28 protein-coding genes are annotated in these 25,289 nt (G+C 61.2%); 5 read left to right on the top strand and 23 right to left on the bottom strand.

Features of this window, described 5'->3' with window-relative positions; genetic code table 11:
- Window positions 1–2 precede the first annotated feature (2 nt).
- From sucC to K1W69_RS15420, 5 genes are all read right to left on the bottom strand, one after another.
- Window positions 3–1,199 (bottom strand): ADP-forming succinate--CoA ligase subunit beta, encoded by a 1,197-nt coding sequence (gene sucC, locus K1W69_RS15440; RefSeq protein WP_220229197.1) that lies wholly within the window; start codon window positions 1,197–1,199, stop codon window positions 3–5.
- A 30-nt stretch (window positions 1,200–1,229) separates the two neighbouring features.
- Window positions 1,230–2,192 carry a malate dehydrogenase gene (gene mdh / locus K1W69_RS15435; RefSeq protein WP_220229196.1) on the bottom strand — a complete coding sequence of 321 codons (963 nt, stop codon included), beginning with the start codon at window positions 2,190–2,192 and terminating at the stop codon, window positions 1,230–1,232.
- A 170-nt stretch (window positions 2,193–2,362) separates the two neighbouring features.
- Window positions 2,363–3,520: a cell division protein ZapE gene (gene zapE / locus K1W69_RS15430; RefSeq protein ID WP_220229195.1), complete on the bottom strand. Its 1,158-nt coding sequence runs from the start codon at window positions 3,518–3,520 to the stop codon at window positions 2,363–2,365.
- 35 nt (window positions 3,521–3,555) lie between these two features.
- Window positions 3,556–4,065, bottom strand: coding sequence for a protease inhibitor Inh/omp19 family protein (locus tag K1W69_RS15425; RefSeq protein ID WP_220229194.1), 510 nt, complete (start codon window positions 4,063–4,065; stop codon window positions 3,556–3,558).
- A gap of 69 nt (window positions 4,066–4,134) precedes the next feature.
- Complete coding sequence (locus K1W69_RS15420; protein WP_220229193.1) at window positions 4,135–4,389, bottom strand: hypothetical protein; 255 nt, start codon at window positions 4,387–4,389, stop codon at window positions 4,135–4,137.
- On the opposite strand from K1W69_RS15420, the gene K1W69_RS15415 reads away from it, so the two are divergent.
- On the top strand, window positions 4,384–5,364 hold the full coding sequence (locus tag K1W69_RS15415; RefSeq protein ID WP_220229192.1) for a YHYH protein: 981 nt from the start codon (window positions 4,384–4,386) through the stop codon (window positions 5,362–5,364). The genes K1W69_RS15420 and K1W69_RS15415 overlap by 6 nt on opposite strands.
- 11 nt (window positions 5,365–5,375) lie before the next feature.
- Here the strand turns inward: K1W69_RS15415 and msrA are convergent, their stop codons facing one another.
- The 6 genes from msrA to K1W69_RS15385 form a co-directional block, all read right to left on the bottom strand.
- The gene (msrA, locus tag K1W69_RS15410) at window positions 5,376–6,029 is read right to left on the bottom strand and encodes a peptide-methionine (S)-S-oxide reductase MsrA (RefSeq protein WP_258571053.1); all 654 of its coding nucleotides are present in this window, start codon (window positions 6,027–6,029) and stop codon (window positions 5,376–5,378) included.
- Between the two features lie 148 nt (window positions 6,030–6,177).
- Window positions 6,178–6,957 (bottom strand): succinate dehydrogenase iron-sulfur subunit, encoded by a 780-nt coding sequence (locus tag K1W69_RS15405; RefSeq protein WP_220229191.1) that lies wholly within the window; start codon window positions 6,955–6,957, stop codon window positions 6,178–6,180.
- Window positions 6,958–6,968: 11 nt separating this feature from the next.
- The gene (gene sdhA, locus K1W69_RS15400; RefSeq protein WP_220229190.1) at window positions 6,969–8,792 is read right to left on the bottom strand and encodes a succinate dehydrogenase flavoprotein subunit; all 1,824 of its coding nucleotides are present in this window, start codon (window positions 8,790–8,792) and stop codon (window positions 6,969–6,971) included.
- Window positions 8,793–8,798: 6 nt separating this feature from the next.
- Window positions 8,799–9,179 carry a succinate dehydrogenase, hydrophobic membrane anchor protein gene (sdhD, locus tag K1W69_RS15395; RefSeq protein WP_220229189.1) on the bottom strand — a complete coding sequence of 127 codons (381 nt, stop codon included), beginning with the start codon at window positions 9,177–9,179 and terminating at the stop codon, window positions 8,799–8,801.
- Between the two features lie 15 nt (window positions 9,180–9,194).
- A complete protein-coding gene (gene sdhC, locus K1W69_RS15390; protein WP_220229188.1) occupies window positions 9,195–9,587 on the bottom strand; it encodes a succinate dehydrogenase, cytochrome b556 subunit in 393 nt (130 codons plus the stop codon).
- A 251-nt stretch (window positions 9,588–9,838) separates the two neighbouring features.
- Window positions 9,839–10,297 carry a GNAT family N-acetyltransferase gene (locus K1W69_RS15385; protein WP_220229187.1) on the bottom strand — a complete coding sequence of 153 codons (459 nt, stop codon included), beginning with the start codon at window positions 10,295–10,297 and terminating at the stop codon, window positions 9,839–9,841.
- A 182-nt stretch (window positions 10,298–10,479) separates the two neighbouring features.
- Here K1W69_RS15385 and K1W69_RS15380 point away from each other — a divergent pair, with 182 nt between their 5' ends.
- Entirely contained in the window at window positions 10,480–10,893 is a 414-nt protein-coding gene (locus tag K1W69_RS15380) for a hypothetical protein (RefSeq protein ID WP_220229186.1), read from the top strand.
- 45 nt (window positions 10,894–10,938) lie between these two features.
- Here K1W69_RS15380 and leuC read toward each other — a convergent pair whose 3' ends face one another.
- The 9 genes from leuC to ffh all read right to left on the bottom strand — a co-directional run bounded on the left by leuC (window position 10,939) and on the right by ffh (window position 19,023).
- A complete protein-coding gene (gene leuC, locus K1W69_RS15375) occupies window positions 10,939–12,348 on the bottom strand; it encodes a 3-isopropylmalate dehydratase large subunit (protein ID WP_220229185.1) in 1,410 nt (469 codons plus the stop codon).
- Window positions 12,349–12,760: 412 nt separating this feature from the next.
- Window positions 12,761–13,585 (bottom strand): amino acid ABC transporter permease, encoded by an 825-nt coding sequence (locus K1W69_RS15370; protein WP_220229184.1) that lies wholly within the window; start codon window positions 13,583–13,585, stop codon window positions 12,761–12,763.
- A 28-nt stretch (window positions 13,586–13,613) separates the two neighbouring features.
- The gene (locus tag K1W69_RS15365; protein ID WP_220229183.1) at window positions 13,614–14,411 is read right to left on the bottom strand and encodes a transporter substrate-binding domain-containing protein; all 798 of its coding nucleotides are present in this window, start codon (window positions 14,409–14,411) and stop codon (window positions 13,614–13,616) included.
- 187 nt (window positions 14,412–14,598) lie between these two features.
- Window positions 14,599–15,159, bottom strand: coding sequence for a 50S ribosomal protein L19 (gene rplS, locus K1W69_RS15360; RefSeq protein WP_220229182.1), 561 nt, complete (start codon window positions 15,157–15,159; stop codon window positions 14,599–14,601).
- A 168-nt stretch (window positions 15,160–15,327) separates the two neighbouring features.
- Window positions 15,328–16,032 (bottom strand): tRNA (guanosine(37)-N1)-methyltransferase TrmD, encoded by a 705-nt coding sequence (trmD, locus tag K1W69_RS15355; RefSeq protein ID WP_220229181.1) that lies wholly within the window; start codon window positions 16,030–16,032, stop codon window positions 15,328–15,330.
- On the bottom strand, window positions 16,029–16,616 hold the full coding sequence (gene rimM, locus K1W69_RS15350) for a ribosome maturation factor RimM (protein ID WP_220229180.1): 588 nt from the start codon (window positions 16,614–16,616) through the stop codon (window positions 16,029–16,031). The genes trmD and rimM overlap by 4 nt, the downstream gene beginning before the upstream one ends.
- A gap of 57 nt (window positions 16,617–16,673) precedes the next feature.
- Window positions 16,674–17,069, bottom strand: a complete 396-nt coding sequence (rpsP, locus tag K1W69_RS15345; protein WP_220229179.1) for a 30S ribosomal protein S16 — start codon at window positions 17,067–17,069, stop codon at window positions 16,674–16,676.
- Between the two features lie 78 nt (window positions 17,070–17,147).
- A complete protein-coding gene (locus K1W69_RS15340) occupies window positions 17,148–17,450 on the bottom strand; it encodes a chorismate mutase (protein WP_220229178.1) in 303 nt (100 codons plus the stop codon).
- Window positions 17,451–17,457: 7 nt separating this feature from the next.
- Window positions 17,458–19,023 (bottom strand): signal recognition particle protein, encoded by a 1,566-nt coding sequence (ffh, locus tag K1W69_RS15335; protein WP_220229177.1) that lies wholly within the window; start codon window positions 19,021–19,023, stop codon window positions 17,458–17,460.
- Window positions 19,024–19,432: 409 nt separating this feature from the next.
- On the opposite strand from ffh, the gene K1W69_RS15330 reads away from it, so the two are divergent.
- Together K1W69_RS15330 and K1W69_RS15325 are read left to right on the top strand one after the other, a co-directional pair.
- Entirely contained in the window at window positions 19,433–20,347 is a 915-nt protein-coding gene (locus tag K1W69_RS15330) for a DMT family transporter (RefSeq protein ID WP_220229176.1), read from the top strand.
- Window positions 20,348–20,523: 176 nt separating this feature from the next.
- Complete coding sequence (locus tag K1W69_RS15325; protein ID WP_220229381.1) at window positions 20,524–22,077, top strand: adenylate/guanylate cyclase domain-containing protein; 1,554 nt, start codon at window positions 20,524–20,526, stop codon at window positions 22,075–22,077.
- A gap of 10 nt (window positions 22,078–22,087) precedes the next feature.
- On the opposite strand, the gene K1W69_RS15320 is transcribed toward K1W69_RS15325, so the two are convergent.
- Window positions 22,088–22,747 carry a DUF924 family protein gene (locus tag K1W69_RS15320; RefSeq protein WP_220229175.1) on the bottom strand — a complete coding sequence of 220 codons (660 nt, stop codon included), beginning with the start codon at window positions 22,745–22,747 and terminating at the stop codon, window positions 22,088–22,090.
- A 134-nt stretch (window positions 22,748–22,881) separates the two neighbouring features.
- Between K1W69_RS15320 and K1W69_RS15315 the strand changes: the two genes are divergently transcribed.
- Window positions 22,882–24,075: an Aq_097 family APC-type transporter gene (locus tag K1W69_RS15315; protein ID WP_220229380.1), complete on the top strand. Its 1,194-nt coding sequence runs from the start codon at window positions 22,882–22,884 to the stop codon at window positions 24,073–24,075.
- Here the strand turns inward: K1W69_RS15315 and K1W69_RS15310 are convergent.
- Both K1W69_RS15310 and K1W69_RS15305 read right to left on the bottom strand, forming a co-directional pair.
- Window positions 24,041–24,940, bottom strand: coding sequence for a DMT family transporter (locus K1W69_RS15310; RefSeq protein ID WP_220229174.1), 900 nt, complete (start codon window positions 24,938–24,940; stop codon window positions 24,041–24,043). The genes K1W69_RS15315 and K1W69_RS15310 overlap by 35 nt on opposite strands.
- Window positions 24,937–25,275 carry an NIPSNAP family protein gene (locus K1W69_RS15305; RefSeq protein ID WP_220229379.1) on the bottom strand — a complete coding sequence of 113 codons (339 nt, stop codon included), beginning with the start codon at window positions 25,273–25,275 and terminating at the stop codon, window positions 24,937–24,939. Before K1W69_RS15305 ends, K1W69_RS15310 begins: the two co-directional genes overlap by 4 nt.
- Window positions 25,276–25,289: the final 14 nt, after the last annotated feature.

Raw genomic sequence — 25,289 nt, 5'->3', positions numbered from 1 at the left:
GCTCAGGCTCCCTTGACCGCCTTGACGATCTTCTTCGCGGCGTCGTCGAGATCGTCGGCGGCGATCACGTTGAGACCGCTCTCGTTGATGATCTTCTTGCCTTTCTCGACATTGGTCCCTTCCAGCCGAACGACCAGCGGAACCTTGAGGCCGACTTCCTTGACCGCTGTGACGACGCCTTCGGCGATCACGTCGCAACGCATGATGCCGCCGAAGATGTTGACGAGAATGCCTTCCACCGCCGGATCGGCCGTGATGATCTTGAAGGCTGCCGTGACCTTTTCCGTCGTGGCGCCGCCGCCGACGTCGAGAAAGTTAGCCGGCTCAGCGCCGTAAAGCTTGATAATGTCCATGGTCGCCATGGCCAGGCCCGCGCCATTGACCATACAGCCGATATTGCCGTCGAGCGCCACATAGGCGAGATCGTGCTTGGAGGCCTCGATCTCCTTCTCATCCTCTTCCGTCACGTCACGGAGCTCGACAATGTCGGGATGGCGGAACAGCGCATTGCCGTCGAAGGACACCTTGGCGTCGAGAACGCGAAGTCTGCCGTTTTCCATGACGATCAGCGGGTTGACCTCGAGCAGGCTCATGTCCTTTTCGGTGAAGGCCTTGTAGAGGATCGGAAACAGCGTCTCGCCGTCCGACCGCGCTTCGCCCTGCAGCTCCAGCGCATCGCAGAGTTTCGCCGAGTCCGCAGCCGTGACGCCGGTTTCGGGGTCGATGGCGAGCGTCAGGATCTTCTCCGGCGTTTCCTCGGCCACCGCCTCGATGTCCATGCCGCCTTCGGTGGACACCACGAAAGCGGGACGGCCGACCGTGCGGTCGACGAGGATCGAAAGATAAAGTTCGCGGTCGATATCGGCGCCGTCCTCGATATAGAGGCGGTTGACCTGCTTGCCGGCGGGACCCGTCTGCTTGGTGACAAGCGTGTTGCCGAGCATTTCCTTCGTATTGCCGACGACCTCTTCGACAGAGCCGGAGAGCCGTACGCCGCCCTTGGCGTCGGCGGACAGTTCCTTGAACTTGCCCTTGCCGCGGCCGCCCGCATGGATCTGGCTCTTGACCACGTAAAGCGGTCCTGGAAGTTTCTTGGCGGCCGCTTCCGCCTCATCGGCTGCAAATACGGGCACGCCTTCGGCGACGGGAGCGCCAAAGTCCTTCAGAAGGGCCTTGGCCTGATATTCATGTATGTTCATGGAAGTTTTCCGTCTCGCGTTACGGCTGGACTATTTCAGATTGGGAGCGATGTTCATGCAGGCTTCGCACAATCCCGCAACCGCGGAGACCGAACTGTCGAAAGCCTTCTGCTCGGACTTGTTGAGGTCGATCTCGATGATCCGCTCGACGCCGTCGGCGCCGATGATCACGGGAACGCCGACATACATGTCCTTGACGCCGTACTGACCGGACAGATAGGCGGCGCAAGGCAGCACGCGCTTCTTGTCCTTCAGGTAGGATTCGGCCATCGCGATCGCCGAGGCGGCCGGCGCGTAGTAGGCCGAGCCGGTTTTCAGCAGTCCGACGATCTCCGCGCCGCCGTCACGGGTGCGCTGGATGATCTCTTCGAGGCGCGCCTTGGTGACCCAGCCCATCTTGACGAGGTCGGTCAGCGGAATGCCTGCGACCGTCGAGTAGCGCGCCAGCGGCACCATGGAGTCGCCGTGGCCGCCCAGCACGAAGGCCGTGACGTCTTCCACCGACACCTTGAACTCTTCGGCGAGGAAATAGCGGAAGCGCGAGCTGTCGAGCACGCCGGCCATGCCGACGACCTTGTTCTTCGGCATGCCGGAAAATTTCTGCAGGGCCCAGACCATCGCGTCGAGCGGATTGGTGATGCAGATGACGAAGGCGTCGGGGGCGTATTTCTTGATGCCCGCTCCGACCTGCTCCATAACCTTCAGATTGATTTCCAGAAGGTCGTCGCGGCTCATGCCCGGCTTGCGCGGCACGCCGGCGGTCACGATGCAGACATCCGCGCCTTCGATACCCGCATAGTCGTTGACGCCGGTCATGGCCGCGTCGAAACCGTCGACCGGCGAGGATTCGGCGATATCCAGTCCCTTGCCCTGGGGAGTTCCCTCGGCGATATCGAAAAGAACGACATCCCCCATCTCCTTAAGACCAGCAAGGTGGGCCAAAGTGCCGCCAATCATGCCGGATCCGATCAAAGCGATTTTATTGCGCGCCATACGATGACACCTCCGATTGTCTCAGTCTGCTGGTCATTTGTCCCCAAAGAACGGCCATGTGATTAGACTCCTCTCCAAAATTTGGCAACTTAAACTTTGGATATAAGCAAATTCAAACGGTTATATCTTTCGGGACTTACGTAAACGTAAGAATTTTGCCTTTTCTTTGGTCATTCAACCCTGGCTGCGCGGGTCGCGGAAACATAGTCGAGGCTCTGCATCTCGAACAGACGCGAGGCCGTGCGGGCGAATTCGAAACCTTCCGTCCCGCTGCCGGAGCGGAACAGGTCCTCGGGATCGGCGGCCGCCGTCATGTAGATCAGCGTTGTGGAATCATAAAGCGCGTCGACAAGATTGATGAACCGCTTCGCCTCGTTGCGCATGCTCTGGTCCAGCACCGGCACGTTCTCGATGAAGATCGTGTGGTATCTGGCGGTGATGGCGAGATAGTCCCGCGCTCCGAGCGGCTGGCGGCAGAGTTCGTCGAAGCTGAAGCGCGCGACGCCGTCCGCGACGAGCGAAACGGTCAGACGCCGCCCCATGACCTCGACCGTATCCTGCCGGATCTGTTCGCCGGCGATGACCTCTTTCCAGGTTTTCGCAAAGGCGATGCGCGTCTCGTCGTTGAGCGGGTGCAGATAGACCGGCAGCCGGCGCAACTTCTCAAGACGATAGTCCGTCCGCGCATCGAGGTTGAAAATGTCGACCTCGTTCTTCAGCAGATCTATGAAAGGCAGGAAGAGTTGCCGGTTGAGCCCGTCGCGATAGAGATCGTCCGGCTCCACATTCGACGTGGCGACAAGGACGCAGCCGCGGGCAAAGAGCTGCTCGAACAAACGCGACAGGATCATGGCGTCGGTGATGTCGGTGACGGAAAATTCGTCAAAGCACAACACCCAGGCTTCCTCGATGAGCTGTTCGGCGACCGGCGGCATCGGATCGGATTCCGGCGTTTCCCCCCGTTTGTGCGCCTTCCTGTGAGCGTTGATGCGGTCATGGACGTCGGCCATGAAGGCGTGGAAATGCACGCGCCGCTTCTTGTGAGCGGGAACCAGCTTGTAGAAGAGGTCCATGAGCATGGTTTTGCCGCGGCCGACAGACCCGTAGATGTAGAGGCCGCGAACCTTGGGCGGCGCGTTCTTCTTGCGCGCGAAGAGCCAGCCCAGGGAACTCGATTTGGAACGCAGGCGCTTTGCGCCGATTTCGGACAGGACGCGATCAAGCCTTTCGGCAAGCGCGATCTGCGCCTCGTCCTCCTGCAGCGCATCCCTTTTCACGAGTGACCGGTAACGCTCGACCACCGTCGTGCGTTCGGCGATATCCTTCATCGGGAGGTCACCAGTTCAAGCGCCGGCCGTTCTGATCAGCGGCTCAGGCTGACTGGCTGTCCGGACGCTGTGGTTCCGTTGTAGCTTTCCTCGCCGGACTTGTAGAGCCTGGCGAACTGGTTGCCGGAATTGTCGGAAAGCAGGACCTGATTGCCCTGGACGTCCCAGGCCGAAACCAGGGCCGCCTCGTTGCTGCAACCGCGCGTAGCAGCGCGGTATCCGCCGGTCCACTTGGTCAACGCCAGGAACAGATCGCAGTTCGATCCGCTCGCCGAAATCGTCCAGCGGCCGACCAGAGCTTCCCGCGTGACCGCCGGAGCGCCTGCGGCGGCCGTCTCGAACTGCTCCTGCGACTGACCGGCGTCGGCCGGCGCTTCCGGGAAACCGCTGGCCTCGCCAGGCGAGGACAATTGTCCGCTCTGCACGGTGCCCACAGGCGCCGGAGAAAGCGGTTCAGGCTTGGGCAATGGCCGGTAATTCGTGCGCTGACAGCCGGCTGCCACTACGACGAGGCCGATGAGCATCAGCACTGCAATATTCCGCATCTTCAAATCCCTGTTCCGTATTACGCAAGACATACGCCCTTCCGGGCGTTTCCTTACCCATAATAGTCGTTAGCTTTCAATATACAATGATGGCGAAATTGTAATAAAAATGGATGAAATCATATCGCGATCCAAATCAGGCGCGGCGGCGAAAATCATCCGATCGGCCTGCTCTTTCAGCTTGATCAAGCCCCGAGACGATGTGGCGCTGATCGTCGCCTGGCTACATTTTGCGACAATTTCGCTCGCAGGCGGCGGTTGACCTTCCAGAACTCCGGCAGTGTAATCCGGCCATATTGTTTTCAAGGCGGATTTTTCATGCATACGACATCCCGATCCTCATTCTTTCAAAAATCGCGACCCCTCGCCGTAGTGCTGGGCGGCGTAGCGCTGTTTTCCTCGGCAGGCGCAAGCGCCGAGGCCCACGAACTTCCGCTGGGCGACGGCAAGATTTCGAACCGGCCGAAAAGCGGATATGTCTTTTCCTGCCAGCAGCGGTTCAATCCCAACGCAGGCGGCGCTCACGCGAGCGGAAGCTGGCTTGGTCGCTCGACCTACGATCCCGATCTCAAGCCGACAGTTTCAGGCTCTGTCTCGTGGCCGGCCGAACTCAGAATTTCCCTCGAGGGGCAAAACCGGGTCGTTCGGTCCAATACTTTGCCGAAAACGCTGACAGGCCGATTTCCTATCCGTCCGCAGGATAAAGCCTTTGCCTATGACCGGAACCCGGCCCGGATAGTGGAGACGGACATCGTCTACTCCATGCCGGCGTCGCCGTCGGTCGCCGGTCGCTCCTACTGCGTTCCGATGGGCATGATCGGGATCACGGTCACCAATACAGCCATCTTCAACGCCCTGGATGGCCGAGGCGAGGACGCGCCGGCGCACGAGATCCAGGACGCATGCTCGGGGCATCCGGAACGCAACGGCCTCTATCATTTCCACAACATGTCGCCCTGTATCCGGGACACCCGCTCAGGTCCCGCCGGTCATTCGAACCTGATCGGCTATGCGCTGGACGGGTTCGGCATATACGGAAAATACGGCGAAGGCGGCAAGCGCATGACCAACGCCGACCTCGATGAATGCCATGGACACACCGGCACAGTCACCTGGGATAGCGAGGAGCGGGAAATCTATCACTACCACATGACGGATGAATATCCGTATACGGTGGGATGTTTCCGGGGAGCGCCAGCGACATTGCCGGCAAGTCTGTCACCCGGTCGCGGCGGGCCGCGCGCCGGGATGCGCAGGCCGCCGCCCGGCGGTTTTGGCAGACCGCCGCGGCAACCGTGACAGGCCCCGGGTCAGTGCGTGTTCGACAGGCCTCGATGGGCGTCATCGCCCCATAGACGATCGAGGCGGGCGTCGCGACGGCAGCCAAAGCGGTAATATTTGTAGCGAACCGGATTTTTCCGGTAGTAGTCCTGGTGATAATCCTCTGCCGGATAGAATTTCTGAGCCGGCGCGATCAACGTGGCGACCGGCGCGTCCAGTTCGGCGGAGATCGTCTTCGCAGAGGCCTCCGCCTGCTTCTGCTGGTCATCGCTTGTCGTGTAGATGGCCGTGGTGTAGCTCTCGCCACGGTCACAGAACTGACCCTCGGCGTCGGTCGGGTCGACGCTGTGCCAATAGGCGTCAAGCAACGCCTCGTAACTGACCTTGTCCGGATCATATTCGACAAGCACAGCCTCGCGGTGGCCTGTGGTTTCGGTGACGACGTCGCGATAGGTCGGATTGTCCAGATGACCGCCGGTGTAGCCGGACGTCGTCGACACGACGCCAGGAACCTTGTCGAAATCCGATTCCACGCACCAGAAACACCCGCCGGCGAAGATCGCCCTGGCGGTGTCGCCCGAGGCGGCCGACTGCGCATGAACGGTCGGCATTGGCGACAGTCCATAAACGGCTGCGGCGGCCATTCCGGCTGCGACCAGTCCTGCAATGGTGAATCTGCGCATGGCGATCTCTCCCGTGAAACAGTATTGCGTTCCTGATCCAGTAGAGGCCCCGCGCCCAATTCTTCAAGTCAAATGGACTCACGACAGCGTGAGATGCGCGTGTCAGGCGGCATGCACAGCGGAAAGTTTTGCCAGCAAAAAGCGGCGCCTAGACGCGCCGCTCGACCAGCATCTTCTTGATTTCGGCGATCGCCTTGGCCGGATTAAGCCCCTTCGGGCATGTCTGGGCGCAGTTCATGATGGTGTGGCAGCGATAGAGCCGGAACGGATCTTCAAGCTGATCCAGACGTTCGCCGGTGGCCTCGTCGCGACTGTCGATCAGCCAGCGATAGGCCTGCAGCAATACGGCGGGACCGAGATAGCGGTCGCCATTCCACCAGTAGCTCGGGCATGAGGTCGAGCAGCAGGCGCACAGAATGCATTCATAGAGACCGTCAAGCTTGACCCGGTCCTCATGCGACTGCAGCCATTCCTTTTCAGGCGCCGGCGAGACCGTCTGCAGCCACGGCTCGATTGACCCGTGCTGGGCGTAGAAATTGTTGAGGTCGGGAACGAGATCCTTGACCACCGGCAGATGCGGCAATGGATAGATCTTCACGGGACCGTCGATTTCATCCATGCCCTTGGTGCAGGCAAGCGTGTTCGCGCCGTCGATGTTCATCGCGCAGGAACCGCAGACGCCTTCACGGCAGGACCGGCGCAGCGTCAGCGTCGGGTCTATCTTGTTCTTGATGTAGAGCAGACCGTCGAGAACCATCGGTCCGCAATCGTCGACATCGATGTAGTAGGTGTCGATGGACGGGTTCTTGCCCTCGTCCGGAGACCAGCGATAGACGCGGAATTCGTGCAGCTTCGACGCGCCTTCCGGCTTCGGCCACGTCTTGCCCTCGGTGATCCGCGAGTTTTTGGGAAGTGTGAATTCAACCATAACGGACCTTCCTAATAGACGCGTTTCTTGGGCGCGATGCGCGCCAGCTCGATGCCGCCTTCGCTCTCGGGCGTCAGCGGATCAACGTGGACGGGCCGGTATGAGAGGTCGACCTTGCCCTTCTCGTCCACACGGGCCAGCGTATGGACACGCCAGTTCTTGTCGTCCCGATCGGGAAAATCTTCCCGCGCATGGGCGCCGCGGCTTTCCTTGCGCGCCTCCGCGCCGTGAACAGTCACAAGGGCGCAGACCGCAAGATTGTCCAGTTCGAGCGTTTCCACCAGATCGGAGTTCCAGATCATGGACCGGTCGGTGACCTTGACATCCGGCAGTGCGGCGTAAATCTCGTCGATGCGCTTGCACCCTTGCTCCAGCGATTCCTGGGTGCGGAAAACGGCTGCGTCTTCCTGCATGGCGCGCTGCATGCGATCGCGCATCTCCGCTGTCGGAACCGAACCGTTGGCGTGACGCGTTTGGTCGAACCGGTCGAGGATCTTGTCCAGGCTCGCCTGGGGCACATGCGGAATTTCCGAATTGCGGTCGATCGTCTGACCGGCGCGGATCGCCGCCGCGCGTCCGAAGACCACCAGGTCGATCAGGGAGTTCGATCCCAGCCGGTTGGCGCCGTGAACGGATGCGCAGCCCGCCTCGCCGACCGCCATCAGACCCGGCTGAATACGATCGGGATCGTCGTCGGTGGGGTTGAGCACCTCTCCGTGATAGGTCGTCGGAATGCCGCCCATGTTGTAATGCACGGTTGGCAGAACCGGTATCGGCTCCTGCGTCACGTCGACGCCTGCAAAAATCCGCGCCGATTCCGAGATGCCGGGCAGTCTTTCGGCCAGAACCGCCGGATCGAGGTGGTCGAGATGCAGGAAGATGTGATCCTTCTCCTTGCCGACGCCGCGTCCCTCGCGAATTTCCATGGTCATGCAGCGCGAGACGACGTCGCGCGAGGCAAGGTCCTTGGCGGAAGGCGCATAGCGCTCCATGAAGCGCTCGCCTTCGGAATTGACGAGGTAGCCGCCCTCGCCGCGCGCGCCCTCGGTGATCAGCATGCCGGCGCCGTAGATGCCGGTCGGATGAAACTGCACGAATTCCATATCCTGCAGCGGCAGGCCTGCGCGGGCGACCATGCCGTTGCCGTCGCCGGTGCAGGTATGCGCGGAGGTGGCCGAGAAATAGGCGCGCCCGTAGCCGCCGGTGGCGAGCACCACCATCTTGGCGCGGAAAACATGCATCGTTCCGTCGTCAAGGTTCCAGGCGACGACGCCGGTGCATACGCCGTCGTCGCTCATCAGCAGGTCTATTGCGAAATACTCGATGAAGAATTGCGCGTGATGGCGCAGAGACTGGCCGTAAAGCGTGTGCAGGATGGCGTGTCCTGTACGGTCGGCTGCGGCGCATGTGCGCTGCACCGGCGGGCCTTCGCCGAAATTCTGCATGTGGCCGCCGAACGGTCGCTGATAGATCTTGCCTTCTTCCGTGCGGGAGAACGGCACGCCGTAGTGCTCAAGCTCGTAGACGGCTTTCGGCGCCTCGCGGGCGAGATATTCCATGGCGTCGTTGTCGCCAAGCCAGTCCGACCCCTTGATGGTGTCGTACATGTGCCACTGCCAGCTGTCCGGCGTCATGTTGCGCAAACTTGCTGCAATGCCGCCCTGGGCGGCGACCGTATGCGACCGGGTTGGAAAGACCTTGGTGATGCAGGCGGTGCGCAATCCCTGCTCGGCCATACCGAGGGTGGCGCGCAGACCGGCGCCGCCGGCGCCGACCACGACGACGTCAAATGTGTGTTCGGTCAGCTCGTAGGCTTTGCTGTTACTGCTGTTCATTACCGGTCAACCTCCGAAACCGAGCTTGAGGACGGCGAACAGCGAAAGCGCTGCGATGAAAACCGTGAAGCATGTGTTCAGGATCAGGAGCACGATCTTCATCCCCTCGCCGTGCACGTAGTCCTCGATAATCACCTGCATGCCGAGCCGCATATGGATGAGCGACACGAGGATCACCAGCCCCATGATGACCGCGACAAACGGATTGCCGAGCGCCGCCGTCACGGCCTCATAGGGTTCTCCCTGGTAGGCCATGATGAAAATGACGAAAAACAAGAGCAGCGGAATGTTGGCGACAGCCGTCAGCCTTTGGCGCCAGAAGTGGTCGGTGCCCTCCTTGGCGGATCCCAGTCCGCGAACCTTCGCAAGCGGTGTGCGCATGTCCATGACGCTGTCTCCCCCTCAACCGAAAATCAGAACGATGGCCCAGACGAGAACCGTCAGGACGCCGGACCCGATGAGAGTCCACTGCGCAACCTTGGTCGCCAGGTGTTTTTCCATGCCATGTCCGGTGTCTGCGACCAGAAACCGGATGCCGTTGAGCGTATGGAACATCAGGGCCCAGGTGAATCCGAAAATCACCAGTCGCCCGATAATCGACCCCAGCACCGCACTGGCGAATTCGAAATAGCCAGGTCCCGCCGCCGCGGCGACAAGCCACCATGCGACGAGGATCGTGCCGAAATACATCGCGGCTCCGGTGATGCGATGCGCGATTGACACGAACATGGTAGGCGTAAGTTTATAGATGCCCAGATGCGGTGAAAGCGGTCGGTTGTGAGTGGCGTTGGCCATGGGGCCTCCGAATGATTTCAACGGACTGTCCGCGCGGCGTTGGCTGCAACCACCCGGCGGGACACTGTTATTAATCGCTTCGTTGCACCGCGTCAAAGCCGCCAAAAGCTGCTAAAACGGTTAAATCGCTGCGAAAAATCCAGCACTCGTGTTCTAGAACGTTTCCAAATCGATTGAAAGGCGTCAGTCGACGCCGATTCGGAAAAATCGCGCCTGAAAACTTTTTTTTCGAAGCGCCGCGATTTGGCCTGTCAGCGGTCGAAACGGATGATGAAGCTGGACCAGTCGGCGGTGGCGGCGATCTTTTCATACAGTTTGCGGCCGAAATCGGGATTGCGCGGCGTATTCAGAACGAGCTTGCTCCAGCCGCGCGCTTCCGCGTCGTCCGACAGCAGGTCGACCATCGCTTTCGCGATGCCCTTGCCGCGGTGATCGTCACGGACATAGAGGTGATCGACCTGGCCTTGCCGCAGACCGGACACTGGTTCGGGAAGATCATAGAAAATCAGAAAACCGACCAGTTCGCCATCCAGCCGCGCCCCGAGGATTTCCGCGACGCGATCCTGCAGCAGGCTTTCGGCGTAGAACTCGTCCGGTCGCCGCGGCGCGCCGCGCTTCAGCGACTGGGCGTAGGCGGCGATCAGGGGGGCCAGCTCATGCGCGTTGGTCAAGCGCAGCGGTGAAATATCGATGTCCGGTTCAGTGCTCATGATCCGTCCTGTTTGTGACAAAGCGCAGGCTGCGTCAAGCCGCTGCATCGATGAGTTTGCGCCGCCGAATATCATGCCGTTAACCCTAACAAAAGCTTTACGCGCGGCGTGGTGGCTTGCAACCGGACGCCGCATTATGTTTTGTAGAACAGGATGCGGCACATCCAGTTGCGGGAAATTCCATGCCGAACCGGCGTCACCGACACAACCCGACGTTCAAAGCGATCGCCTGCGGCTTCGCAGCGTTCGCCGTACTAACCTGCGCTGTCGTCGATCCTGCGCTGGCAAGGGACGGCAAGGGCGGCAAAAATCCTGGCTACCGGGGTTCAGGACAGGCCTATGAAGGCTCCGGCGCGGTTGGCCTGCCGACCCGCATACCCGGCATCGGCACCTATGCCGGCGCACTGGCCGGAGAGCGGTTTCGCGGCAACGGCAACTATTTCTATTATCAGGGCGCCTACGGCTATCTTCCGGCGCCGCCTCCGGGCCAGGCTGACGCCCAACCACCGCAGGGAATGAAGATCATCGAAGTGGGAAAAGATACGCCGAACGAGGATTGCGATAAAGCAAGCGGCGTCTGCATCATCCGCCCGTAAGGGCGGACCCCGCAGCGACTCTTTCGAGCCGCTGCGGGATTTCAATTACTTCCAATCGCGGATATCGACGAAGCGACCTGCGACGGCGGCGGCGGCCGCCATCGCCGGCGAGACGAGATGGGTGCGCCCGCGATAGCCCTGCCGGCCCTCGAAATTGCGGTTCGAGGTCGACGCGCAGCGTTCTTCCGGCTTCAGCCTGTCATCGTTCATGGCGAGACACATGGAACAACCCGGTTCACGCCATTCAAAGCCGGCCTCAAGGAAAACCTTGTCCAGACCTTCGGCTTCGGCCTGGGCCTTGACCAGACCGGAGCCCGGAACGACCATGGCGCTGACGCGCTCATGCACCTTGCGTCCCTCGGCCATCTTCGCGGCGGCGCGAAGATCTTCGATGCGGCCGTTCGTGCACGAACCGATGAAAACTCGATCGATCTCGATATCGGTGATCTTCGTGCCCGGCTCCAGCCCCATATAGGCAAGCGCCCGCTTCTTCGAGGCGCGCTTTGTTTCCTCCGGAATATCAGCCGGATTGGGCACAACGCCGGTTACGGCGATCACGTCTTCCGGTGAAGACCCCCAGGAGACGATGGGCGGCAGGCTTTGGGCGTCGAGAACGATGGTCTTGTCGAAATGCGCGCCTTCGTCCGATTTCAGGGTGCGCCAATGGGCGACGGCCTGTTCCCAATGCTCGCCCTTCGGCGACATGGGACGGTCCTTGAGATATTCGAAAGCCTTTTCATCGGGCGCGATCAGTCCGGCGCGGGCGCCGCCCTCGATCGTCATGTTGCAGACCGTCATGCGGCCTTCCATCGTCAGCTCCGTGATCGCCTGCCCGGCGAATTCGATGACGTGGCCGGTGCCGCCAGCGGTGCCGATCTCGCCGATGATCGCCAGGATGATATCCTTGGCCGTCACGCCTTCGGGCAGCGAATTGTCCACCCGAACCAGCATGTTCCTGGCCTTTTTCTGGATCAGGGTCTGCGTGGCCAGCACATGCTCGACCTCGGACGTGCCGATGCCGTGCGCAAGAGCGCCGAATGCGCCATGGGTGGAGGTGTGGCTGTCGCCGCACACGATTGTGGTTCCGGGCAGCGTAAATCCCTGCTCGGGGCCAACGATGTGGACGATGCCCTGGCGGATGTCCGCCTCGTTGAAATATTGCAGGTCGAACTCGGCGGCGTTTTTGGCCAGCGCCTCGACCTGAATGCGGCTTTCCTCGTTCTTGATGCCGTTCACGCGGTCCGGCGTCGTCGGTACGTTGTGGTCGACGACAGCGAGCGTGCGGGAGGGATGGCGAACGCGCCGTCCGGTGTCACGCAGGCCTTCGAAAGCCTGCGGGCTGGTGACTTCATGCACAAGATGGCGATCGATATAGAGCAGACAGGTTCCGTCATCCTGCTCGTCCACCAGGTGGTCGTCCCAGATCTTGTCGTACAGTGTCCTTGGTTTTGTCATAGGTTTGTTCCGAAAATTGCGAGCGTATCCGAGGTATCCGTCAGGGGCGAAGCCCTTTCGTCAGCCTCTGGTGATTTGAGTATGACGTTCCTTGATCATTTCAGCAGTCTCATACGGGAACTTCAAATCCGATAACCACTCCGGCGACATTATCCTGCCGGCGCTTCTATCAAATCGGAAGTTCAGTCAAGGGGCGTTGCATGGAGCAAGGAACTTCAGATTTGGGGCGCCGATAGGAAGCCGTGCGAATGCTTGAGCCGCGCAAAGAACCGACCAGGCAACCGTTTGTGATCATGCACAGGCAGAAACGCCGTCGACGTACGGTGTCGAACGGGTCCGAAAAAGGTCAGGGCTTGTCTGATCAATCCACGCATGGTGGACGGTTCATATCAAGCTTTCTCCGCCTCGGCAATCAGGCATTGCCCTGAGCGCGGCTGGCTTTACGGAGTCTTCTCTCCAGCCCCCGCAACGCAAGGGACAGTCCGATCGTCAGGATGAGGTAGATGTAGGCGACGACGGAATAGGTTTCGAAGAACCGGAAGGAGCCCGACGCATAGACCTTTCCCATCTGCGTGAGGTCGGCGACGCCGAGGACCGACACCAGCGAGGAATCCTTGACCAGCGCCACGAAATCGTTGCCGAGCGGCGGCAGTATGGTGCGCAGCGCCTGCGGCATGACGATCAGCCGAAATCGCTGCCAGCGGCTCAGGCCGAGCGCCTTCGCCGCCTCCACCTGCCCCTCGTCCACCGCCATGATGCCGGCCCTGAAAACCTCCGATATGAAGGCCGAATAGCCGATCATCAGGGAAATGATCGCTCGCCACAGAAGCGAAACGTCCCGCACCAGCAGCGGCTCGACCAAGCCTGCGCTCTGCAGCGGCAGGGTGAGCCAGTTCCACAAATGGACGAAGCCCGGCGCGCCGACGAAAGCGATATAGAACAGCAGGACCAGGATCGGCACGCCGCGAATGATCTCGACGTAGAAGCGCGCCGTCTGGCGAAGGACAATCGATTGCGACAGTCCCATGACGGCGAGCAGCAGGCCGAGGGCGGAGGCGAGCGCAAAGGCCACCACCGTCACGAAGATGGTGATCCACACGCCTTTGGAAACGACGGCGAAAACCTGGCGATAGAGATCGTCTCCGACGATGACGACCGCGATCACGACGGCGGCGACTACGGCCGCGACGAGCCAGTAGGGAAAATCACCGTCGCCAGAGCTGCGCCTTGCGCTCATGGTCGACCGGGGCGGGCGTCAAATCCGCCTATTTGCCGAGCTCGTAATCCAGGAACCACTTCTTGTTCAGCGCGTCGATCGAACCGTCTTCCTTCATTGCGGCGATCGCCGCATTGATCGGCTCGACCAGATCCGTGCCCTTGGGGAAGATAAAGCCGAAATCTTCCGTGCCGAGCGGCTCGCCAACCAGTTTGAGGGCGCCGTCGGACGCCTTCACGTAGCCTTCGCCCGCCGTGCCGTCGGTCAGCACGAGATCGATATCGCCGGTGCGCAGCGCCTGAACCTGGGCGCCGAAAGTCTCGAACAACTTGATGCGCGGGTTCTGTTCGTCGCCGTCGAGCACGTCATAGACGGCGACATAGAACGGCGTGGTGCCGGCCTGTGCGCCGACGAGGCCGTCTTCGAAGGCGGCGAACGAGGCGGCGTCGCTGAACCGCTCTTCATCGCCGCGCACCAGCATGAACATCTGCGACCGCATATAGGGATCGGAAAAATCCACCTTCTCCTTGCGGTCTTCCTTGATGGTGATGCCGGTCATGCCGATATCGTACTGACCGTCGGAGACCGCCTGAATCATCGCATCCCAGCTCGTGTTCTGGTAGCTGACGTTGATATTGAGCCGCTTCGCGATCTCGTTCATCGCATCATATTCCCAGCCGATCTGATCGCCGGTCTTCGGATCGATGAATTGCAGCGGCGGATAGGCGTTCTCCGTCACCACGACGATATTGCGTCCGCCGAAATCCGGAAGTTCGGAGGCGACGGCGGCGGCCGTGGAGACCGCAAGCGCGGCAAGGGCTGTGAAAGCTGTCTTGAACAGTGTCATGGATGTCTCCCGATGAAACGAATATATCGCAGGCTGCGCCGAACGGGGCCGGCGCCGATGTCTCATCTTTCCATGAAATCGACGGACTGCACAAGTTATTCAGACGGCGCCTGGTATTCGGTCCCCCAAAACAAAACGCGCCCCCGACAGGAGGCGCGTTCGATAATCTGTGAAAGATGGCGGAGGCTTATTCGCCGCTGTTTTCAGCCGGCGCTTCTTCTGCTGCCGCTGCTTCGGCCGCCGCCTTTGCGGCTGCTTCCTTTTCAGCGGCTTCCGCGGCTGCCTTTTCGGCCGCCAGCGCTTCAGCGGCTGCGATCTTTTCGGCCTCGATACGGGCCTTTTCGTCGGCGATCGCCTTGCGCTCGGCTTCGTTCAGCTTGCGCGCGCGAACATTGGTGTTTTCGGTGATGCGCGCAGACTTGCCGCGGCGGTCACGCAGATAATAGAGCTTGGCGCGACGGACCTTGCCGCGGCGCACGACCTCGACGCCTTCGACCAGCGGCGAGTAGACCGGGAAAACGCGCTCGACGCCTTCGCCATAGGAAATCTTGCGAACAGTGAAGTTCTCGTTGATGCCGCCGCCGGAGCGTGCGATGCAGACGCCTTCATAGGCCTGAACGCGGGTGCGCGTTCCTTCCGTCACGCGAACCAGAACGCGCACGGTGTCGCCGGCGGAAAACTCCGGCAGTTTGCGTTTTGCTTCGATACGCGCGGCTTCCTCAGCCTCGATTTCACGGATAATATCCATGGCCCTTGACCTTTCTTTCTTCTGAAACAGCCAGAGCGCTCTCGAATGTCCTCTTGGTCAAAGCCTCAAGGGGCGCCTTTACGGCAGGAGCGTTTACGCCATTCTTTGCTTGATGGTTCTCGGATTGGTCCGAATTGCCGGGGCTATTACACCATGAACCCCGCCATGTCATCCCTTTTGCAGGTTTTTTTTGCGTTCGCGAAGGTCCGGACGGCGACGCATGGTCAACGCCTCCGCCTGCTCCCGGCGCCAGCGGTCGATCTCCGCATGGTTGCCGGACAACAGCACGTCCGGAATCGGCCGTGCCTCGAAGACCTGCGGCTTCGTGTATTGCGGATACTCGAGAAGGTCGTTTTCGAAACTTTCCGACTGCCCGGAATGCGCATTGCCCATGACGCCGGGCAAAAGCCGCACGATCGCGTCGAGCATGACAATCGCCGCCGGCTCGCCGCCGGACAGGACATAGTCGCCGACCGAAACCTCTTCCAGATCGCGGCCGTCGATCACCCGCTGGTCGACGCCCTCGAAACGGCCGCAGACGATGACGACGCCTTCGCCCTTCGCCAGCGCGCGCACGCGCTCCTGGGTCAGCGGCGCGCCGCGCGGGCTCATGAGAAGCCTTGGCCGCGCGTCGCCCTCAGGGCTTGCATGATCGATCGCGCGGGCCAGCACGTCGGCCTTGAGCACCATGCCGGCGCCGCCGCCGGCCGGCGTGTCGTCGACGCTGCGATGCCGGTCGGTCGCAAAATCGCGGATCTGGACGGTTTCAAGCGACCAGTCGCCGCGCTCGAGCGCCCGGCCGGCGAGCGACACGGACAACGGCCCCGGAAACATCTGCGGATAGAGGGTGAGAAGGCTCGCGCGGAAACTCAATCGCCCTGCTCCGCCTGCTTGCGGCGCGGCGGACGCCGCTTGCGGCTGCCAGGACCTGGCTCGCCTTCGTCTTCGAGGCCCGCCGCGAGCGGCGAAACCATTATTATCCGGCCTTCCATATCGATGTCCGTGACCGCGTCCCCGTTGAATGGGATCATCACCGAACGGGCGTCGCCCTTGCGAAGCTCGATAATGTCGCCGCCGCCGAAATCGTGAATGGCGATTACCTGTCCGTAATCCTTCGCCTCGGCGTCGCGGACGGTCATCCCGATGAGATCGGCCTGGAAATACTCGTCATCGTCGAGCGCGTCATCCGGCAGGCGGGACCGATCGATGAAGAGCTCGGTTCCGTTCAGGGCTTCGGCCTGCTCCCGGCTGTTGACTGCGTCGAAGCGCACGACGACGACCGTTTTGGAGGGCCGGATCGCCTTGACTTGATAGGTATTGCCCTTGTCGTCGAACAGCGGTCCGTAGTCGCCAAGCGCAAGCGGGTCTTCGCCGAAGGGCTTGACCCGCACCTCTCCCCTGACGCCGTGCGGCGCGCCGATCACAGCCATGAGCACCGGTTGTTTGCCGCCCGACATCCGCAGTCAGATCCATAGGGAGCGGGAACCGCCTGGCCCGCCGCTCCGTCCCGCCGCCTATTCGGCGGCGGCTTCCTCGGCGGGAGCCTCTTCGGCAGCGGCGGCGGCTGCAGCCGCTTCTTCTGCCTTGGCCTTCTGCTCGTCGATGCGCTCCTGCGCCTTCTTGCCGGGCAGAGCCTTGTTCGGATTGTTGCGGGCGGGACGCTTGGCGAGGCCAGCCTCATCCAGGAAGCGCAGCACGCGGTCGGTCGGCTTCGCGCCCTGATCCAGCCAGTGCTTGACGCGCTCCTCGTTCAGTTCGACGCGCTGGGCGTCCTTCGGGAGCATCGGGTTCCACATGCCAAGTCTTTCGATAAAGCGGCCGTCGCGCGGCGAACGCACGTCGGCGACGACGACATGATAGTAGGGACGCTTTTTGGAGCCGCCACGGGCCAGACGAATTTTCAGTGCCATGAGTTCTATTCCTTCGTTACTCGTTCGTTTTTGTTTACGACCGCCGCGGCGGCCTGTTCCGTTCGCGTCTGCGCGCGGCTATCTGGCCGCCGCCTCCTCGCGAAAAGCTTCGTGGTGCCGGATGACTTCCTTGATGATGAAGTTCAGGAACGCCTCGGCGAAATCGGTGTCGAGATCGGCTTCCGCGGCGAGACGCCTCAACCGTTCGACCTGTGTCTTCTCCCGGTCCGGATCGGCCGGCGGCATGTCGAATTCCGCCTTGAGGCGTCCGACGGCCTGGGTGCAGCGGAACCGTTCCGCAAGAATATGGATCAGCGCCGCGTCGAAATTGTCGATGGAGCGGCGGAGCTCGGCGAGCTGCTGTTGCGGATCGGTGCTCATTGTCCTCTCACTTCTTTTTCTGAACGCCGGGCAATCCGGGAAGCCGCGGGCCGCCAAGCCCCGGCAATCCGCCCGCTCCGGGCATTCCTCCTCCAAGACCGGGAAGCCCTCCGCTCCCCTTGCCGAGACCCGCCGCCTGAGCCTGTTTCTGCAGGGCCTCGAGCTGCTTCGGATCCATCGAGGACAGGTCCGGCATGCCGCCCATTCCGCCCATGCCTCCAAGGCCGCCGCCGAGACCGCCCATCATCTTGCCGAGCATGCCGCCCTTCTTGCCTTTGCCGCCCATGGATTTCATCATGTCGCCCATCTGGCGATGCATCTTGAGCAGCTTGTTGATGTCAGCCGCGCTGGTGCCGGATCCGGCGGCGATCCGCTTTTTACGCGAATGTTTCAGAAGTTCGGGATGCGCGCGTTCGCGGCGCGTCATCGAGGAAATGATCGCGAGCTGGCGCTTGAAGATCGAATCGTCGACACCGGCCGCCGCCATCTGGTCCTTCATCTTGCCGACGCCGGGCATCATGCCCATGATGCCCCCGACGCCGCCGAGCTTCTGCATCTGCTTGAGCTGGTCTTCCAGGTCATTGAGATCGAACTTGCCGGCCTTCATGCGCTCGGCCATGGCCTGCGCTTTTTCCGCATCGATCGTCTCGGCGGCCTTTTCGACCAGCGACACGATATCGCCCATGCCAAGAATGCGGTCGGCGATGCGCTTGGGATGGAATTCCTCGAGCGCGTCCATCTTCTCGCCGACGCCGATGAGCTTGATCGGCTTGCCGGTGACCGCGCGCATGGAAAGCGCCGCGCCGCCGCGTCCGTCGCCGTCCATGCGGGTCAGCACGAGACCGGTAATTCCGACGCGGTCGTCGAAATTGCGGGCGAGGTTGACGGCGTCCTGACCGGTCAGGGCGTCGGCCACCAGCAGGATTTCATGCGGGTTGGCCTTCTGCCGGATGTTGGCCATCTCGACCATCAACGGCTCGTCGATATGGGTGCGGCCGGCCGTATCGAGGATGACGACGTCGTGGCCGCCAAGCTTCGCCGCCTGGACGGCGCGGCCGGCAATGTCGGTGGGCGACTGACCGGGAATGATCGGCAGGGTTTCGACGCCCGTCTGCTCGCCGATCTGACGCAATTGCTCCTGGGCCGCCGGACGGCGCGTGTCGAGCGAGGCCATCAGCACCTTGCGACGGTCGCGCTGGGTCAGCCGCGCGGCGATCTTGCCGGTGGTCGTGGTCTTGCCCGAGCCCTGCAGGCCGACCATCATAACGACGACCGGAGACGGCGCGTTCAGATCGATTGCAACACCTTCGGAGCCCAGCATTTCGACCAGTTCGTCATGGACGATCTTGACGACCATCTGGCCGGGCTTGATGGATTTGAGGACCTCGGAGCCGACGGCTTTCTCACGCACCTTGTCGGTAAAATCGCGCACGACTTCGAGCGCAACGTCGGCTTCGAGCAGCGCCCGGCGCACTTCGCGCAGCGCAGCCGACACATCCTTGTCGGACAGCGCGCCACGGCCGGTCAGTCCGTTCAGAATGGAACCGAGGCGGTCCTGCAGGCTTTCAAACATCCATCAATCCTTCTCTCCCGAGGGTCATTCCCCGAAAGATCGTTCTTCATCCACGTGATCGCAACCCCGGCTTGCCGATTTAGCCGGACCAAAGACCGGCGCAATGCAAAAACCCACCCGGGGGCGCACTGCGCTGCCGGATGTTGGCTTCCGGGATCTCTTTACACCTTTGCGGGTCCCGGTCAGCGGCTCGGAGTTTCAACTCTTCGCGGATAGTGGGCGCGGTAAACAGGATCGCGCAGCAATTGTCAAGTCCGGCGGACGCCGCAGCGCTTGTACAGGAAGCGTTGGCGCAGCCAGTCGACGTCCCCAACTTGTTCGAATGGCAAATCTGTGCATGCTGGGCTTCCTTTCGGCAGGCGACCCCGGAAATGAGGTCCCGCCTCCCGTTTCCTGACAGGACGACTTCATGAGCGACACCGCGACACGCCGAACCGACTCCGTAATGGCGGGCATCGGGTGGATGGTGCTGACGACGCTGTGTTTCGCCTGCGTCACCGGCATCGTGCGCTTTGTCGGCACAAGCGTATCCGCGTCGGAGGCGGCCTTCCTGCGTTATGCGTTCGGCGTCCTCTTCTTTTTACCCATGCTGATACGGATTATGAAGCGGCCGCCAAAACCCGCCATCATGAAACTGCACGCGATCCGCGGCACGATCCACGGCATCGCCGTGATCATGTGGTTCTACGCAATGGCCCGCCTCCCGATCGCCGAAGTCACTGCGCTCGGATATGTCGCGCCGCTGTTCGTAACCATTGGCGCCGCCCTGTTCATGAATGAGAAACTGCATGCGCGGCGCATTAGCGCGCTCGTGGTGGGTCTGCTCGGCACAATGGTGATCCTCAGGCCAGGCTTGAGCGAGTTTTCCAGCGGCCAGATCGCTCAGCTCTGCGCAGCCCCGCTATTTGCAACGTCCTTTCTGCTCGCCAAGCACCTGACCGAAAAAGCCGACGTTTCCGAAATCGTGCTGATGCTCTCGATATTCTGCACACTGATTCTGCTGCCCTTCGCCGTCTTCACCTGGACGACCCCGTCGCTATCGGACACGTTATGGCTGGCCATGACGGCGGCTGTGGCGACCCTGGGGCATTTTACGATGACGCGCGCGTTTCGCGCGGCGCCCATCACCATCACCCAGCCGATCCAGTTTCTTCAGCTGGTATGGGCGGCGCTTATCGGCATCATCCTGTTCGGCGAACCGCTCGATCCCTTCGTGATGCTCGGCGGCGGCATCGTCGTCGCCGCCGCGACCTTCATTTCGCATCGCGAGGCGGTCGCCGCTCGGCGCGTGGTGACGCCGCCTTCGATGGCGACGAAAGACTGACGAAAATAAGGCCTGCGTTAACCGAAACCGGTTTATACTGTCGCGAAATAGCAGGTTGTGTTACTTGACTAATCTGCAACCAGCAGAGGACGTGACACGCGATGGCAGAGCCGCAGCACAGTCCCGACCCGTCAGGCGGCCTATCCGCCGCCGCCGACAGGATCGGCCGCGCTTTGATGGAGCATCCGCTGTGGTTCAGCCTGTTCGTTGTCCTGGCCCTTGTGGCCCTGCCTGTCGCCGTCTGGCTGGATCTGAGAGATCTGTCGAACACCTCGCTGAACCGGCAGGCCGGCCAGCTCAACTCGATGATTTCAGAAATTCGCGGCTACTATTCCTCCAACGTCGTCGGACGGGTGCTGGCAAACCATGGCGACACCACGCCGGCTCAGAATTATCGCGAAATCGACGGCGGCATCCCGATACCGGCCACGCTTTCCATCGAGCTTGGCCAAGTGATCGATGTGGTCGGCAACAGCATTCGCTATCGCTTCGTTTCGGATGAGCCCTTCAAGAGCCGCGCTCCGCACAATCTGGACAGCTTCGAGATGTCGGCGCTACAGCAACTCAGGGCGAAGGGCGATCCCGACGCGAGCGTGACGGAAATATCCGGCTCGGCGCTCAGCCGGCAGATCCGCATGGCGGTTCCCATTGTCATGGGAAAGGCCTGCGTCGCCTGCCACAACAGCCATCCGCTGAGCCCTCGCCAGGACTGGGAGGCAGGCGACATACGCGGCATCCAGTCGATTACGCTGGAGCAGCCGATCGCGGCGAACATCTTCTCGTTCAAGTATTTGCTGCTGTACCTGCTGGCTGCAGGCTCTTTCGGTCTGGCCTTCGCCTTCCTGCAATGGCGTCAGGCCGTCCAGTTCGGTCGGATGAACAACGAACTCGAAGAGGCGAACTCGTTCCTCGCATCGGTCTCCATGAAGATCTCGAAATATCTGTCGCCGCAGGTCTACAAGTCGATTTTCAGCGGCGCCCGCGACGCCGTCATTTCGACGGAGCGCAAGAAGCTCACCATCTTCTTTTCCGACATCAAGGATTTCACGGTTACTTCCGAACGGCTGCAGCCGGAGGAACTGACGAACCTTCTGAACGAGTATTTCACGGAAATGGCGAAGATCGCTCATGAATACGGCGCCACGGTGGACAAATTCATTGGCGACGCCATTCTGGTCTTCTTCGGCGATCCGGAAACGAAGGGCGCCGCCGGCGACGCCCAGGCCTGTATCGAGATGGCGATCGCCATGCAGCGCCGCATGGTCGAGCTGAACCGGGAATGGCGGCGGCAGGGAATTGAAGCGCCCTTCCAGTCGCGCATGGGCATTAACACCGGCTACTGCAATGTCGGCAATTTCGGCAGCGCGGACCGGATGGACTACACGATCATCGGCGCCGAGGCCAATCTGGCGGCGCGGCTGGAATCGATCGCGGAGCCGGGCGGCATCGTGATCAGCTACGAAACCTATGCGCTGGTGCAGAACATCATCAAGGCGCGCGCTCTGGAGCCAATATCTCTAAAAGGCATCAGCCGCGAGGTTGTGCCCTATGTCGTTGAGGGCATTCACGACCTTGTCGACGACGAAGCAGGCGACGTGATCGATCGCAATTCAGAGCATTTCCATCTTCACGTGGATCTCGCCGGCCTTGATCGCGACGACAGCGAGCACATCGAAAACGCCCTGGAGGCCGCTCTTTTCGAAGTCAGGCAACGCCGGCAGACGAAGTAGAAACGCGATATCATATCAGCGTCTTCGGGATCTCGCGCTCGTGCGGGAACTCTCCCGCGGCGATATACGCCTCCTCGTCCGCAGTCGAGACTCGCCCGAGTATGGCGTTGCGATGCGGATGCCGACCGAAACGTTCGATGACGCCTGTGACGATGTCGTTCTGTTCGAGTGAACGCCGGTAGGACGGGACCAGATGTTTCGGCGCCTCTTCGAGGATGGCAAGCGCGTACGGCCTGAGCATCCGCATGCGCTTGAGGTGATCCGGCCCCTCGCAGTGGCCGATGGAAATGAGATAGAACTGCTTTTCCCAAGGGTGCTCCAGCGCCTCATAATGACCGTTTTCGACGGCTTCAAGCACAAGCCGGGCCGCCTTGATATCCTGGGCGTAGGCGCCGGGCGTTCCGCGCCATAGTGAACGCGGAAACTGGTCGAGCGCGATGACGAGAGCGAGCCTGCCGCAGGGCGTCTGCGCCCAGTGGTCGAGCAGGCCTCGCGCCGCCGCCTCGGTCAGTTCCGCAAAATCGGAGCAGATCGCTTCGTCGACCCCGCCGCGCATGCGCCAGATCCAGAAGTCCCTGTGCGTCTCCAGCGACGCCTCGTGCCCGTTGTCGGGAAACCAGAAATCGAGAACGATGTCGGGTGATTGGTTTTTCCAGTCCGTCGTTGTCATAGCGTCGCTCTCCGTGTCCCATTGTATGAAACGCAAAGCGGCTGCGGACGCAATGGGCAGCCGGTGATCTTGACATTGCCGGCCAATCGTTTCCTTTTCGGGGCATCTGGCAACAGGATTTGCTTTCCGTGGCAATGCTCAACGCCATCGTCATTGCAACCGTTCTCGGCACAGGATTCGTCCTCTGGTCGCCGAGACTGCGCCAGTCCATTGTCTGGCGCGCAATGACGACGCCGCTCGCCTCCATCATCGGCAGCGGATTTCTTGTGCTCGGACCCATTCTCGACGCGTCCTATGGCATGTATGCGCCGCTGGTCATGGCCGGCCTATGTATCGGTTCCTATCTCTTCGGAAGCGTCGTCCGCTACAACATCAAGACGATCGCGGACGGGGAAAGAAGCCGGTTCGCCGAGGGGCTCGAGATGCTCGCCTCTTGGTGTCTCGGCTTTGCCTACATCATCTCGGTCGCCTATTATCTCAACCTGTTCGGCGCTTTCAGCGTCAGCCTGACAACCGTCAACGACACCTTCCATGCAAGGCTTCTGACATCGGCGATACTGATACTGATCCTGTATGTCGGCTGGACGCGCGGCTTTCGGGCGCTGGAAGGGATGGAATATGTCTCCGTCTCGGCCAAGCTCGCGATCATCGCCGGTCTGCTGGTCGCTCTCGCAGTCTTCTTCTTCGGAAAGAGCGCCGACGGCGCACTGGTCTACAACGAACCGGCGCTTGGCGGCATGCCTGCCCTGCTGCTTGCGTTCGGCCTGATTATCACGGTGCAGGGATTCGAGACCTCGCGCTATCTCGGCGCCGAATACGATTTCCGCACGCGAATCGTCTCGATGCGATGGGCGCAGATCGTCACCACAGTCATCTACATGATCTACATCCTGCTGCTTGTATTCCTGTTCGAAAGTGACGCCTTTGTGCTGACGGAAACCGCAATCGTCGACATGATGAGCGTCATCGCGCCAATCCTGCCGGTGCTTCTGGTGGCGGCGGCGCTCGCGGCGCAATTCAGCGCGGCCGTTGCAGACACCAGCGGCTCCGGCGGGCTATTCGCGGAATTGACCCAGAACCGCATCACGCCGCAAATGGCCTATGTCCTGCTGACGTTGATCGGTCTTGCCCTGACCTGGACCGCCAATATCTTCGAAATCATCACCTATGCGTCGCGCGCCTTTGCCGCCTACTACGCCATCCAGTCCATGATCGCGCTGGTCTCGGCCCGCCGGGTGGGGGACAAATGGTGGCGAACGGCGCTTTTTGCGGCGCTGACCGTCCTCGGTATAGCTATTGCCGTCTTCGGCCAGTCGGTGGAGAATTGATCAGGGCGACGCCCAGAACCGCTGCAACCAGCCCGATGACGACTGTGAAACTCAACCGTTCTCCGAGAAACGCAACACCCAGAAACACGCCAACGCCGGCGCGCAGATAGGACTGACTGGCGACGCCCAGAGAGCCGAGCGTTCGGACGAGACGGAAATAGATCAACAGCGCAAGGCCGGTGCTGAACACGCCCAATATCACGGCGGACATGATCGCAGCGGTCGACGGATCAAGCGTCCATGGTCGGTCGACAATCATGCAGACCGGCACGAGAACCGCCATAGCCGAAACCATGGTTCCGGCCGCGATCACCGGCGCCGTCATAAGCGTGAACCGGCGACCATAAATGGCCGCGCAGGCATAGAGAAGGGCGCCCGCAACGGCCGCAAGCTGACCTGCAACCTGCTGACCAAGGCCCTGCAAGGCGTCGACGCCGACAATCAGCACAACGCCGGCGAGGCCGAGACAGGCACCGGCAAACCGCAACAAACCGACCCTTTCATGTCGCGTGACAATCAACGTTATGAAAAAGACAAAAATGGGGGATGTGGAATTGAGAACGCTGGCGAGACTGCTCTCAACATATTGCGCTCCCCAGGCGAGGATCGTCCAGGCCCCGATGCTGGTGAAGAAAGACTGGACAAAAAGCATCCGCCAAGTCGCGATGTCGCGCGGCAGGGTCTCTCCCCGAACCGCCAGCACCGTCATAAGCACAAGCGCCGCGACCGCAACTCTTATCGCAATCACCGTGAGCGGCGGGATTTCCGTCACCGCGATCTTGAGGAAAAGATAGGACGACCCCCAGAGTATGGCCAGCAGAGCAAGCAGTGCGAATTCCCGCCCGCGTCCGGCTCGCGCGCTCATTCAGCGTCGAACATGCGGCTGTCGCCATGCGGCGCGGAGGCGAGCTTCAGGAAGGTGCGGTCCTCACGAAGGATGAACTTCTCGCGCTGTGCGAATTCGTAATTCCGTCTGCCGAGCGGATCTTCGGCAAGCCGCCGGCGGTACTCTTCATAGGCCGCCAGGCTTTCGATAGTGTAGACGCCGTAGGCCAGCGTCGCCGACCCCTCATGCGGCGCGAAATATCCTATGAGGTCTGCGCCGCAGCGCGGAATTGCCTCGCCCCAGTTTCGGGAATAGTCGACGAATTGCTGTTTTTTCGTGGGGTCGATGTGATAGCGAATGAAGCAGGTGATCATGGTTCCGGTTTCTC

The sequence above is a fragment of the Flavimaribacter sediminis genome (assembly GCF_019492055.1).
Lineage (GTDB): Bacteria > Pseudomonadota > Alphaproteobacteria > Rhizobiales > Rhizobiaceae > Flavimaribacter > Flavimaribacter sediminis.
This window is presented reverse-complemented; position numbering and strand designations above follow the sequence as displayed.

What these genes read in the sequence shown, in the direction of transcription:
- rplS (WP_220229182.1), bottom strand. Translation starts at nt 15,159, where the DNA reads ATGGATATTATCCGTGAAATCGAGGCTGAGGAAGCCGCGCGTATCGAA.
- mdh (WP_220229196.1), bottom strand. Translation starts at nt 2,192, where the DNA reads ATGGCGCGCAATAAAATCGCTTTGATCGGATCCGGCATGATTGGCGGC.
- sdhC (WP_220229188.1), bottom strand. Translation starts at nt 9,587, where the DNA reads ATGGCCAACGCCACTCACAACCGACCGCTTTCACCGCATCTGGGCATC.
- K1W69_RS15315 (WP_220229380.1), top strand. Translation starts at nt 22,882, where the DNA reads ATGCTCAACGCCATCGTCATTGCAACCGTTCTCGGCACAGGATTCGTC.
- K1W69_RS15425 (WP_220229194.1), bottom strand. Translation starts at nt 4,065, where the DNA reads ATGCGGAATATTGCAGTGCTGATGCTCATCGGCCTCGTCGTAGTGGCA.
- K1W69_RS15330 (WP_220229176.1), top strand. Translation starts at nt 19,433, where the DNA reads ATGAGCGACACCGCGACACGCCGAACCGACTCCGTAATGGCGGGCATC.
- K1W69_RS15380 (WP_220229186.1), top strand. Translation starts at nt 10,480, where the DNA reads ATGCCGAACCGGCGTCACCGACACAACCCGACGTTCAAAGCGATCGCC.
- rpsP (WP_220229179.1), bottom strand. Translation starts at nt 17,069, where the DNA reads ATGGCACTGAAAATTCGTCTGGCCCGTGGCGGCTCCAAAAAGCGTCCC.
- K1W69_RS15370 (WP_220229184.1), bottom strand. Translation starts at nt 13,585, where the DNA reads ATGAGCGCAAGGCGCAGCTCTGGCGACGGTGATTTTCCCTACTGGCTC.
- K1W69_RS15385 (WP_220229187.1), bottom strand. Translation starts at nt 10,297, where the DNA reads ATGAGCACTGAACCGGACATCGATATTTCACCGCTGCGCTTGACCAAC.
- K1W69_RS15420 (WP_220229193.1), bottom strand. Translation starts at nt 4,389, where the DNA reads ATGCATGAAAAATCCGCCTTGAAAACAATATGGCCGGATTACACTGCC.
- sucC (WP_220229197.1), bottom strand. Translation starts at nt 1,199, where the DNA reads ATGAACATACATGAATATCAGGCCAAGGCCCTTCTGAAGGACTTTGGC.
- sdhA (WP_220229190.1), bottom strand. Translation starts at nt 8,792, where the DNA reads ATGAACAGCAGTAACAGCAAAGCCTACGAGCTGACCGAACACACATTT.
- leuC (WP_220229185.1), bottom strand. Translation starts at nt 12,348, where the DNA reads ATGACAAAACCAAGGACACTGTACGACAAGATCTGGGACGACCACCTG.
- zapE (WP_220229195.1), bottom strand. Translation starts at nt 3,520, where the DNA reads ATGAAGGATATCGCCGAACGCACGACGGTGGTCGAGCGTTACCGGTCA.
- K1W69_RS15310 (WP_220229174.1), bottom strand. Translation starts at nt 24,940, where the DNA reads ATGAGCGCGCGAGCCGGACGCGGGCGGGAATTCGCACTGCTTGCTCTG.
- K1W69_RS15340 (WP_220229178.1), bottom strand. Translation starts at nt 17,450, where the DNA reads ATGAGCACCGATCCGCAACAGCAGCTCGCCGAGCTCCGCCGCTCCATC.
- K1W69_RS15365 (WP_220229183.1), bottom strand. Translation starts at nt 14,411, where the DNA reads ATGACACTGTTCAAGACAGCTTTCACAGCCCTTGCCGCGCTTGCGGTC.
- K1W69_RS15405 (WP_220229191.1), bottom strand. Translation starts at nt 6,957, where the DNA reads ATGGTTGAATTCACACTTCCCAAAAACTCGCGGATCACCGAGGGCAAG.
- sdhD (WP_220229189.1), bottom strand. Translation starts at nt 9,179, where the DNA reads ATGGACATGCGCACACCGCTTGCGAAGGTTCGCGGACTGGGATCCGCC.
- ffh (WP_220229177.1), bottom strand. Translation starts at nt 19,023, where the DNA reads ATGTTTGAAAGCCTGCAGGACCGCCTCGGTTCCATTCTGAACGGACTG.
- K1W69_RS15320 (WP_220229175.1), bottom strand. Translation starts at nt 22,747, where the DNA reads ATGACAACGACGGACTGGAAAAACCAATCACCCGACATCGTTCTCGAT.
- K1W69_RS15325 (WP_220229381.1), top strand. Translation starts at nt 20,524, where the DNA reads ATGGAGCATCCGCTGTGGTTCAGCCTGTTCGTTGTCCTGGCCCTTGTG.
- rimM (WP_220229180.1), bottom strand. Translation starts at nt 16,616, where the DNA reads ATGTCGGGCGGCAAACAACCGGTGCTCATGGCTGTGATCGGCGCGCCG.
- K1W69_RS15415 (WP_220229192.1), top strand. Translation starts at nt 4,384, where the DNA reads ATGCATACGACATCCCGATCCTCATTCTTTCAAAAATCGCGACCCCTC.
- msrA (WP_258571053.1), bottom strand. Translation starts at nt 6,029, where the DNA reads ATGCGCAGATTCACCATTGCAGGACTGGTCGCAGCCGGAATGGCCGCC.
- K1W69_RS15305 (WP_220229379.1), bottom strand. Translation starts at nt 25,275, where the DNA reads ATGATCACCTGCTTCATTCGCTATCACATCGACCCCACGAAAAAACAG.